The organism is Alphaproteobacteria bacterium, from assembly GCA_035625915.1.
In the GTDB taxonomy this organism is placed as follows: Bacteria; Pseudomonadota; Alphaproteobacteria; order JACZXZ01; family JACZXZ01; genus DATDHA01.
The window spans coordinates 17,169-28,023 of the sequence record DASPOR010000046.1 but is presented as its reverse complement, the minus strand read 5'-3'; the positions used below and the strand labels follow the sequence as shown (position 1 = coordinate 28,023).

General features: G+C 60.9%; 11 protein-coding genes. 6 read left to right on the top strand and 5 right to left on the bottom strand.

The window, feature by feature from the left end; genetic code table 11:
- Positions 1–317: 317 nt before the first annotated feature.
- Positions 318–941, bottom strand: coding sequence for a DUF1989 domain-containing protein (locus VEJ16_04295; protein HYB08868.1), 624 nt, complete (start codon positions 939–941; stop codon positions 318–320).
- A 308-nt stretch (positions 942–1,249) separates the two neighbouring features.
- Here VEJ16_04295 and VEJ16_04290 point away from each other — a divergent pair, with 308 nt between their 5' ends.
- Positions 1,250–1,723 (top strand): PAS domain-containing protein, encoded by a 474-nt coding sequence (locus VEJ16_04290; GenBank protein ID HYB08867.1) that lies wholly within the window; start codon positions 1,250–1,252, stop codon positions 1,721–1,723.
- Positions 1,724–1,725: 2 nt separating this feature from the next.
- Here VEJ16_04290 and VEJ16_04285 read toward each other — a convergent pair whose 3' ends face one another.
- A complete protein-coding gene (locus VEJ16_04285; protein HYB08866.1) occupies positions 1,726–2,517 on the bottom strand; it encodes a hypothetical protein in 792 nt (263 codons plus the stop codon).
- Positions 2,518–2,867: 350 nt separating this feature from the next.
- On the opposite strand from VEJ16_04285, the gene VEJ16_04280 reads away from it, so the two are divergent.
- From VEJ16_04280 to VEJ16_04270, 3 genes are all read left to right on the top strand, one after another.
- Positions 2,868–3,827, top strand: coding sequence for a lytic transglycosylase domain-containing protein (locus tag VEJ16_04280; GenBank protein ID HYB08865.1), 960 nt, complete (start codon positions 2,868–2,870; stop codon positions 3,825–3,827).
- A gap of 117 nt (positions 3,828–3,944) precedes the next feature.
- On the top strand, positions 3,945–4,247 hold the full coding sequence (locus VEJ16_04275) for a type II toxin-antitoxin system MqsR family toxin (GenBank protein ID HYB08864.1): 303 nt from the start codon (positions 3,945–3,947) through the stop codon (positions 4,245–4,247).
- Positions 4,248–4,249: 2 nt separating this feature from the next.
- On the top strand, positions 4,250–4,660 hold the full coding sequence (locus VEJ16_04270; GenBank protein ID HYB08863.1) for a type II toxin-antitoxin system MqsA family antitoxin: 411 nt from the start codon (positions 4,250–4,252) through the stop codon (positions 4,658–4,660).
- 126 nt (positions 4,661–4,786) lie between these two features.
- On the opposite strand, the gene VEJ16_04265 is transcribed toward VEJ16_04270, so the two are convergent.
- Positions 4,787–6,160, bottom strand: a complete 1,374-nt coding sequence (locus tag VEJ16_04265; GenBank protein ID HYB08862.1) for an alkaline phosphatase family protein — start codon at positions 6,158–6,160, stop codon at positions 4,787–4,789.
- 97 nt (positions 6,161–6,257) lie between these two features.
- Here VEJ16_04265 and VEJ16_04260 point away from each other — a divergent pair, with 97 nt between their 5' ends.
- Entirely contained in the window at positions 6,258–7,451 is a 1,194-nt protein-coding gene (locus tag VEJ16_04260) for an MFS transporter (GenBank protein ID HYB08861.1), read from the top strand.
- Positions 7,452–7,912: 461 nt separating this feature from the next.
- Positions 7,913–8,809: a DMT family transporter gene (locus VEJ16_04255; protein HYB08860.1), complete on the top strand. Its 897-nt coding sequence runs from the start codon at positions 7,913–7,915 to the stop codon at positions 8,807–8,809.
- A gap of 32 nt (positions 8,810–8,841) precedes the next feature.
- Here the strand turns inward: VEJ16_04255 and VEJ16_04250 are convergent, their stop codons facing one another.
- Both VEJ16_04250 and VEJ16_04245 read right to left on the bottom strand, forming a co-directional pair.
- Positions 8,842–10,041, bottom strand: a complete 1,200-nt coding sequence (locus VEJ16_04250) for an acyl-CoA dehydrogenase family protein (GenBank protein HYB08859.1) — start codon at positions 10,039–10,041, stop codon at positions 8,842–8,844.
- A 29-nt stretch (positions 10,042–10,070) separates the two neighbouring features.
- Positions 10,071–10,844 carry a glucose 1-dehydrogenase gene (locus VEJ16_04245; GenBank protein ID HYB08858.1) on the bottom strand — a complete coding sequence of 258 codons (774 nt, stop codon included), beginning with the start codon at positions 10,842–10,844 and terminating at the stop codon, positions 10,071–10,073.
- Positions 10,845–10,855: the final 11 nt, after the last annotated feature.

The window sequence follows — 10,855 nt, the reverse complement described above, 5'->3', positions numbered from 1 at the left end:
CCGGGGTTCGGGATCACCCGCTTACATTGATAGATCTAAGTAAATCCGCCGCGAAACGCCGCCCCCTGGCGTGGACGTCAACATTTATGGAAGGATCTTTTACAACGACATCTTTGGCGACCCCCACAGCTTCGGATTTTTTACCACCGCCCGCGCCAGCGGAGAAAGCTTCGTAACACCCAATCCTCCGCGCGCTTATGTCGTCTGGGACTAGTGTGGCGGATTTGAAGTTCCTGTCATTTTGGTGGCATCCGCGTTTAGGAGCTTCAAATCCACCACACCAACTCATTTTGGTGCGCGGCTGCGACGCCGTGCTGTCAGAGCGCGCTGATCTCCACCTTGATTGGCGTCGGTCGGCCGCCGGTGCAGGGATTATTCATCTGTGGGCAATTGGAAATGAAGGAAAGCAGGTCCATGTCCGCCCGCAAGGCGATGAAATCCCCAGGCTTCGAGGCAAGCGGCAGGAACACCTGCGGATCGAGCGTATTCGACGCACCGACCGGCACGTTGCAGAAGAAATTGAGATTTGCGACGATGTCTTTGCGTCCCAGCCCGTATTTCCCCAACTCCGCCAGGAAATTCTCTCGGCAGCCAGGCACGCCTTTGACGCCGTAGATCAACTCGTTGCTCGGCGCGCTACAGCAACCTGCGATCGTATCGTGATAGCCGCAACTGTCGCCGACAACGGTCATCATCGGCCGCGCAACATCGGAATAAAGGACATGCCCGGTCGTCAGCCGGAGCGTGCGCGCACGCTTGACCGTGTTGGCTGCATGATAGCGTTCCTCCGGATTGGCCGCGGCGTAACACAGAAAGTCCACACCCTGCTGTCCCTCGAGATCGGTGATGCGAAGCACCTGGCCTTGTTTCAAGGGGGCATTCCAGCCTGCCCCTGCGGGAATGATCTCGGATTTGACGATCGTGCCTGAGGGCGTGCCCATGATCTGCCTCGCGATTGCGTCGATTGCCGTTTGACCGACACTTCCACAGTATCACGACGCCGGCATGAATGCGTCGGCAAGTCAAGGCGCGGATATCTTGCCAGCAGGTCGAAGCGTGTTCCCGTCAACTTGTCGCCAGGCTGGGTGCAGATGCCGGGCCTCAGCATGGCGCTTCCCCTGGACGCCCGATTGATGCACCCTGTATTGGCGAATGCCGGCAGCCTTCTTCAATACCTCCGGCGGGGGTGGGTTTGCGTCCCGATCGAGGCCAATATGTGCATCTGGTTTTGCGTCATGAAGCACATTCGATGACGAGTTCAACTTTGTTGGACGGAACAGAATCGCCGCCGATACGGCAGGCATACCAATATTGGGAAGCGAAGCGATGCGGCCGGTTCGCCCCTTCGCGCGTCGACATCGATCCCCTCGAAATGAAGGGGTTCCTCGCCCATGTCGTGCTGATAGAAGTCGAACAAAACCCGCAACGCTATCGCATTCGCTTGATGGGGACGGCATTCGCCGAACAGTATGGCGAGGAGGTAACGGAAAAGTATCTCGACGAACTCGATTTCGGCGATGCGATGCCGGGCGTTCTCGCCATTTACGATCGAGTGGTCGCCGTCGGTGAGCCGGGATACACCAAGGCGACAAGCTACAAGAAAGCCGATGGCCGCGTCATTCGCTTTGAACGGATCGCACTGCCGCTATCGGAAGATGGCGCCACGGTAAATATGATCATGAGTTGCGTTGTGGCACTTCGGATTCGACGCAGCGGCGCATGATTTTACGCAGCGCGGGCGCTGCGCTCCCCTTCATCGACCGGTTCGCACGTTATAAGTCGCTGGATGATTTGCTTACGTCTTACGATGGACGCCCTGAAATTGCCGACGTCGCTCTGCACACGCGCGAGATCGGCGGACTTCAACCGACCGTGTTCGATTTCCCTTTCGAGGAATGCCAACTCGCCTTCGTCTCTGCCAAGGAGCTGCTCTTGCCGGAGGATCACACGATGGTGGGCCTCGGCCTCTTCCCGTCGGCGATCTTCGGCCCGCCTTTCCTCTTCCTCGAGCTGGCGTTGACGCTCCAAAAGTAGTTGGTCGTATTGCTCGGTCGCCAATCTCGCTCGCTTACTCTGCCACTTGAGAACCTCAACCTCGTCTTTCACGAGATCGACCATCTCCGAAATCGTCGGGACGGATTTCTTTCTTTCGTGAGCACGCCATACCGCTGCCTCGACGGCCCAGCCCGGAAATTTGTGATGCGCGAGATGCATCCTGAGCAACGTGATGTAGCTCCAGCGGTCCGGCATGCCCGCACTGTTCGGGTACCCGCCCACCAGCAGCGTGACCAGCTTGGCAAGGCGATCGGGCTCGGCCGGAGCCAAGCCGCGATTGACCTCTAAAGTCGCGCTGTCCAATTCCGACTTCGTGAGAACCACGACATTTTCCAGGTGATAATCCGGTCCTCGGTCCGGCACGAAGTGGAAGGGTCCGCCAAGGCCTGCGAACTTTGCGAGAGTCGGCATGTCCGGCAAACCAGAGGAAGCTTGCGCCAAAGAGGCAATTTCGTTTGTCACGCACCGCTCCTTTACTCGGATAGCGAGCCTTCCACGTGTCGGCGGCTCCCCGGATTGCTCGGTCGTCCCTGGCGGATCTACAAGCCCTTCGCCCCGAACAAGAATGCGAACACAAGATGTTGCGTCGGTCAACTATACCTTGTAGTTAATCCGATTCGTCGACTAGATGCTGATTCCGCGCGCAAGTTGATTCCTGTTTTCATCGAGAGCCTGGCTGCGGGCCTCCCGAGGCCATAGGCGGCGTTCGGTCCGTTATCCCGCAGCCATTCCGGCAACAATTGGTAAACCCTCGCCATGCTAAGAGTGGCCGAGAAGTGCTCAGGCCACGGCCGGAGTCTTATCGGAGCGTCATGGCGATTACACCGACTGCCGCCCTTCCCCTCAAGGGTGCCGATCCGCAAGTGTTGCAGGACATCAAACGCGCCGCGAACGCGACTTCGATCGATTTCGGCTATCTGGTTGCGCAAGCCTATCAGGAAAGCTCGCTCAAGCCCGACGTGAAGGCTGCGAACTCGACGGCGACCGGGCTTTACCAATTCACCGAGGGGACGTGGCTGCGCGAGTTCCAGGCTCATGGCGCCCAATACGGTTATGGCGACCTCGCGGCCCAAATCACGACCGACGACGCGGGAAAACTCCACGTGCCGGATGGGGCAACGCGAAGTCAAATCCTGGCGTTGCGCAACGACCCTACTGTATCGTCTGAGCTCGCCGCCGAGCTTGCAAAGGAAAATCGCTCCGAACTTGAGAGCGCGCTGTCCCGGCCCGTCACCGGCACGGATCTCTATCTCGCCCATTTCCTGGGTGCTGGAGGAGCCCAAAAGCTCCTTAACACAGTCACGAGTAATGGCGGCGCCAGTGCTGCCGGCATTTTGCCAGCGGCGGCGGCGGCCAATCCGGCGGTCTTTTACGACGATACCGGTGCACCCCGTTCAGTATCGGCCATTTACAATTACTTCGCCGACAAAATTGAAGGACGATCGCAGGCATACGCCGTTTCAACTCAGGCAGGCGGCAGTCCTGACGGCGCCGGCGCCAGCTCGCCCCCGCAGATCGCGCCTAGCTTGCGGCTCGCGGGCGCGCCGCCGCTCACAATGTTCGGCTCATCGACGTTCGGCGAGCCGGTTCTGGAGGCTGCGGCGACGGCGGCCGGCGGAATCTCCCGACATGCGCTCGATCAGCTCACGCTCGCAGCACTCCAGACGGTCGCATTCAACAGTATTTCGCCATCCAGTGCTGGCGCCTCGATACTGTCGCCGGCGATCGCACCGCCCTCCAAATCCCACAAGAGCGACGTTCGTCCGATCTAGGGCAACCCATTCCAGTTAAGGCCATTGTTTTCGGCTGCCAAAAAGGCCCCCTGTCGTGGCTATCCTTCGCCGGACCACGACTTGAGGTGACTACCCTTATAGGGTAATATCGAGTTCGTGGAGAAACGCGTGCCGCACTATGAGCTTGCGCTCATCCGAGCAGATGTAGCGCGCTTGGGGGCAGCGGCATTCACCAAGACCGCCTTAGACGGTGGATGGGCTATGGGCTTGACCTCAGCGGAGATGCTGGCCGTGATCGCGACGCTGACGCGGCGGGACTTCTACAAATCGATGACGACCCATGTCGATCATCGGGTTTGGCAGGACGTGTATCACGCGACAACACCAGTGGGGAAGGTTGCCTATATCAAGATCACGCGGCGCGATGTGGCGCCGGTAATCCAGTTCAAGGAGAAGTGACCGTGACGCGGAAATGTCTGAATTGCGAAAGCCGCAAAGGCATGACGCGGTTCGAGAACGAAAGCTTCACCATCGAGCATGGCGGCACGACTGCAACGGTCGAAGGTTTGTCAGGGTGGCGATGTCGTGCCTGCGGTGAGGTAGAGTTCGATGCGGCTAGTGCGCATCAGTACGCAATGGCGGGGGACGAACTTGTCCGGCAGCATCGCGCGAAACTAAGCGAGGAAATCCGGCGTATTCGCCGGAAGCTGGGCCTGAGCCAGATTGAGGCCGCGCGACTCACGGGCGGCGGTCATAATGCTTTCTCACGCTACGAGCGCGGCGAGGCGGCCCCCTTGCCCGCCGTCATGAACTTGTTCCGGCTCCTGGACAAGCATCCGGAGTTGCTGAATGAGATTAATCGGTCCGGATGAGACGCGCCGTTTTCCAGGCGGGCGGCGGCCCCGAACGACGTCCGGCCGCCGCCTTTCTGCCTTTCCAAGTCATGTAAAATCGACGTTCGCCCGATCTAGGGCGGCGTTTTTCGGTGCCTCCTCCCGTTATTGCATTTTGAGCGCGTTGGTCAGATCGCCGACGCTCGCCTCCCGGTCGCTCAGGGGTGCGAGCGCGTAGCGCTCGTGGATCAGCTTCAAGATCGACGTCGTGTCGTACCTCGTGTGGTCGACGAAGTGCTTCTTCGCGAATGGCGAGATGATGATGGTGGGCACGCGGCTGCCCGGACCCCACCTGTCGAGCTTGGGGGGTGCAACGTGATCCCAAAAACCGCCGTTCTCGTCGTAGGTGATGATGATCACTGTGTCTTTCCACAACCGGCTTTTCTGGATCTTCTGTATCACCTCGTCGACTTTGCGGTCGCCCTTGACGAGTTCGGCATAGCCCGGATGCTGATTCTCGGCCCCGATCGGTTTCCAGAAGGTCACGGCGGGCAGATTGCCCTTGTCGATTGCGGCGAGCATCTCCGTTTCGTCCTTGAGATGCTCTTTCTTGGCCTCCGTGCCGTCGCCGAACTGCTTGAAAAAGGCGAAGACCTGATGATGGAACTGGAAGAGCGGGTCCGGCTTACCGGCGAGTGCATCGTTCCATCCGCCGGAATACCACGCCCACGAGATGTTTTGCGCGGAAAGCTGGTCGCCGATGGTCATCGCCTCCACCGGGGGAACCAGGTTCTCGGGTGCTACCGAGGACGGGTGCGGACTATAAACCGTGAACGCTGTGTTGATCGCGTGGCCATCGGGGGCCACCGCACCGTCCTTCACCATCTGGCCGTTGGCGTCCAGTTGGGCGACCATGTTGGCGGGTGCGTTCGGGAAGGTCGGCGTGCACGCGCACACGAGCCAGAAGTGATTGAGGAACGATCCCCCGAACGCAGCATGATAAAAATTGTCCGCGAGCGTGTAGTTCCTGGCGTAAGCCCAGATCGATGTCTTTCGGACATCGTAGATCCCCATAACCAGGGACGCGGCATCGGAGACAGCGACGAACTTGTTCATCTTGCCGCCGGCGATCTGGGCTTGTTCCTGGTAGAAGCGATGCACGATATCGCCGGTCGGCTGATCGATCGGTACGTATTTTTCGATTGGAAACGTCTTCCCGTTCGGCAGGTTTTTCGGAAACCGGTCGTCCACGCCGGGGGGATTGGCGGAGGTGTTGATGACCGGCGGAAGGGTCGCATAGGGCTTGCCGTCCTTGTCGATTTGGATCAGCGTCTTGCCGGCCTTCGACACGCCGTTCGCACCCGGGAATCGGCCGAAGAGGTTGTCGAAGCTATGATTCTCGAGATAGATCACGACAATATGCTGGATCTTACTCAACTCGGCTGCGGTTGCGGCGTGGGCCGGCGTTGAAGGCGCGGCTGCGATTGCTGCGATGGCGGCCCCAGCGAGCAGGCTCGTTATTCCATTTAAACGGGTCATGGTTAGCCTCGATGCGATATTGCCCCCAAGTCGCGCGCATGATGCTGCGATCGTCATTGCGGTTTCATCACAAAAATATGACAAAATTGGCCGCCTCATGAATCAAGGCACTGTCGCCCTCATCATCACGCTCGCCATCCAGGCGCTGACTTCGTGGGCAGCGCTTACCGGCCCGGTTCTCGCCCCGTTGGCTGCAAGCGATCTCGGTTTGGCTCCCCATCTCATCGGCTACTATGTCTCGCTGACTTATGCCCTGGCGGCGACAAGTGGGCTTGTGAGCGGTGGATTCATCGCGCGTTTCGGCCCCTTGCGCGTGAGCCAGGCCTCGGTCGTGCTGTGCGGGGCGGGGCTGGCGGTGGCGACCCTCGGCTCCGGCCCGGCGGTGCTCGCATCGGCCGTGCTGATCGGCGCCGGTTACGGGCCGATCACGCCGTCCTCCTCCCACATCCTGGCGCGAACGACGGCGCCCGAACGATTGAACCTCGTCTTCTCCCTCAAGCAAACCGGGGTTCCCCTCGGCGGCGCGATTGCCGGGATCGTCCTGCCGGGCCTGGCCAGGGCGCTTGGATGGCGCGGCGCCGTGCTCGTGACGGCCATTCTCTGCGTCGCCGTGGCGCTCGTCGCGGAGCCGCTTCGCCGAGACCTTGATACCGGCCGCGATTCCAAGCGCACGCTGTTGTCCTTTGGCCAAATCGCAGCTCCTCTTGGAGACGTGTTCCGCTCCCGCGAACTCCGCATGCTCGCGTTGACCGCATTCGCCTTTGCGGGGATGCAACAGAGCCTCCTTACATTCCTCGTTACCTATCTCAGCGGTCGGATTGGAATGTCGATTGACCGCTCGGGTTTCGTGTTCTCCGCTGCACTCATTGCGAGTGTGACCGGCCGCATCGTGTGGGGCATGCTCGCCGACCGATTTATCGCCCCCTTTCGCCTGCTTGGCGTGCTGGGGCTGACCATGTCCGGATGCGCCGTGCTCGTCGGCTTCTTCACGCCGGCCTGGCCATTCATTGCAATCGTCGCCGTGTGTATTGCCTACGGCGCGACCGCGATCGCGTGGAACGGCGTGCAACTCGCTCAAGTGGCGCGCCACGCCCCACCCGGCCGTGCCGCCGAGATCACCGGCGGATGCTCCTTCGTCATGTTCGCGGGCGTGGTGGCGGTACCCTACTGCTTTGCGTTCGTGCTCGGTACGATCGGCAGCTATACCGTCGGCTACTGCGCGGTCGCGGTGCTCACGTGGGTCAGCGGGCTGAGCTATCTGCGACACATGCGCCGCGGCACGAGAACTTGATCCTGAGCCCGGCGGAGATGCTGTGGGCCGCGTGCCTGGAAAATGCATCTTATTCCGGCAACAAACCCAAACGGGAACGACCTTTACGTTCAGCTTGCGCAAGCACCTGGATGCCCAGGTCAAGCCCGGGCATGACGAGTGATGCTGAAAAGCGTGGATGCCCGGGTCAAGCCCGGGCATGACGGGAGGGAGTAAGTGGCGGTCCGTTCGAGGAACTGCCCTGCCTTGGTGAACGGGAATTGTCAGACTAATAGAATCGCAAGTGTCCTGTATCCGACAAATAAGTTGGACTCCTCCACTCGTCATGCCCGGGCTTGACCCGGGCATCCAAGGAATCAGCCGCGACGATTTTACCGAGGCTTGCTGTGCGTAATTAGCCCTGGGTCCCGGCGGCCGGCCTGTTTATGATCGCGTCGCGGCAGCTTTTGTCTGATGCAGGAACGGCTTTCGCGACCAACACCATGACCAGCCTCGCAATCGCCTCCCCCGAATCGGCCAATGTCCGGCGCGGCATCCTCTGGATGCTCGTGACGACGATCTTCTTCGTGAGCCTCGACGCGACGGCGAAATACCTCACCAGGTCGCTCCCGGCAATCGAGATCGTCTGGGGCCGTTATCTCTTCCACACGATCTATGCGGTGATTTGGGCGGGTACGCGTTTACCTTCCGTGATGAGCCATGCGCGCTATGGAATGCAGTTTCTCCGGGGGCTCTTCCTAGTCTTGACGACGGCAATTTATTTCGTGGCGCTCAGGACGATGCCGCTTGCGGCGGGGACTTCGATCATGTTCCTGAGCCCCATCCTGGTTACGGCACTGTCGGTTCCACTGCTCCGGGAGCAGGTGGGGATACGCCGTTGGATCGGCGTCGCCGTCGGTTTCGCCGGTGCGGTCATCATCGTGCGCCCGGGCGTCGGCGTCATTCAAACCTCGGCACTTCTCGCGGTGCTGGCCGCAGCGATCAACGCGCTTTACCAGATCACGACGCGCGTGCTCGCCCGCACCGACCGGCCGATGACGACAAACACGATGAGCGCCTTCGTGGGTGCGATTGCCGCCACGATCGGCCTGCCCTTCGTCTGGGTGACGCCCGACCTCGAAGGCTGGGCGCTGATGGCGTTCGCCGGTCTTTGCGGCGTCATCGGCCATTACTGCATGATCCGGTCGCTCGCTGAAGCGCCCGCCGCCGCCGTTGCACCGTTCACCTATGTCGGGCTTATCTGGTCGACCGGCTACGGGTTTCTCTTATGGGGCGACCTGCCGGACTTTTGGACGATTGTCGGCGCGCTCGTCATCATCGCCAGCGGGCTCTATATTTTCTATCGCGAGCAGACGAAGAAGCGTGCGCCGGCCGGTTGATCGACAACGCTGTCAGCGTCGGCTTCTCGCCCTCAACCCCACGACCAGAAGTTCGTTTGCTCGCGCACCAGCGCTCGGGAGAGCACCATCTTGTGGATTTCCGAAGCGCCATCCACGAGCCGCGCCTGGCGCGCATAACGATAGAGCCATTCGAGGATCGTATCCTTGGAATATCCCTTGGCGCCGCAAAGCTGAATCGCGGTATCGACCGCCTTGTGGAGGGTGTCGGCGACGACGACCTTCGCCATGGAGACTTCCTTGCGCGCCTGCTCGCCTTGGTCGAGCTTCCAGGCCGCATGCATCGTCGCGAGCCGGCCGAGCTGGATGTCCATCGCCGCCTCGCCCAAAAGCCATTGAACCCCCTCATGGTCGATGAGCTTGGCGCCGAACGACTCGCGCGTGGCGACATAGCCGCTCGCGATTTCGAGGGCGCGTTTCGACCAGCCGAGCCACCGCATGCAATGGGTAAGGCGTGCCGTGCCGAGGCGGATTTGAGCGACCTTCATCCCGTCCCCAACCCCCATCAGTACATTCTCCTCGGGAATTTCGAGACCGTCGAATTTCAGTTCGCAATGACCGCCATGCTCCTCCGGCCCCATGATCGCAATGCGACGTATGATGCGCCAACCGGGCTGATCCTTGTGGAAGAGGAACGCGGTCAATCCCTTGCGCGGATCGTCCGAAGTCCGCGCCAAGAGGATGAAATGGGCGGCACCGTCCGCACCGGTGATGAACCACTTGTGGCCCTGGACGATCCACTTGCCGCCGGATTTCACGGCGCGCGTTTTCATCATCCCCAGGGGATCGGAACCGGCACCCGACCCGGGCTCGGTCATGGCGAAGGAGGAGCGCACCTTGCCATCGATGATCGGCTGCAGCCAGCGCTCCTTCTGCGCTTCGGTGCCGACTTTCTCGAGCACGATCATATTGCCGTCGTCGGGCGCCATGCAGTTGAAGACGAGGGGGCCGAAAATGGATCGCGCCATCTCCTCATAGCACGCGGCCATGCCCACGATCCCCACACCCATCCCGCCCCGCGACTTCGGCATCTGGAAGCACCAGAGCCCGGCGGCGCGCGCCTTCGCTCGCAACGCTTGAAGCGCTGCTTCGGCGATGTTCTCGTGCACGTCCCGTGCTGCCGGATCGGTTTCGACGGGAATCACGTGTTCGTCGACGAAGGCTCTGACGCGTGTGCGATAGCCTTCGATCTCGGGGGAAAGATTGAAATCCATTTTCGGCCTTCCCGTAATTCGATGTCGCGTCACAGCGCGGAATGAAGATGCCCGCCATCCACGACGATGGTGCTGCCGGTCATGTAGGACGAGGCATCCGATGCCAGCAGCAGAAGGGCGCCGTCGAGGTCCTCGGGCTGCCCCAGCCGGCGCTGGGGCACGCGCTTGATCATCGCCTGTCCGGCTGCACTCGCAAAAAATTCCCGGTTGATGTCCGTCTCGATGTATCCCGGTGCGATCGCATTCACGCGGATCTTATAGCGCGCCAATTCGAGCGCCATGGAATTGGTCAGCTGCACAAGGGCCGCCTTGGTGGCGGCATAGGCGGAGAGCTGCCCTGCGACGCGGAACGCAGTGATCGACGCGATATTGATGATGCTGCCGCCATGACCGAGACGCGCCATGTGCTTGGCGACCTCCTGGGCCACGAGCCAGGCGCCGCGCAAGTTCACATCGACGATCTGGTCCCAGTCTTTCTCCGACATGTCGAGAACGGACTTTACAATCGCGACACCCGCATTGTTGACGAGAATGCCGATCGAGCCGAGCTCGGTCTCGGCGGCGGCTATGGCTTGCCGCACACTGTCCGCACGCGCCACATCGGCGGCGATTGGGATGGCGCGACCATCGAAGCCCTCGATTTCCCTCGCAAGATCTCGCAGAAGTCCGACCCGCCTGCCCATGAGCGCCACCTTCGCACCCTGGCGCGCAAGCGTGATCGCGAAGTGACGCCCGAGCCCGCTCGTGGCACCCGTCACGATCGCTGCTTTTCCCGTAAGGTCGAAATACTCAGCCGCCACCATACCCCTCTCTA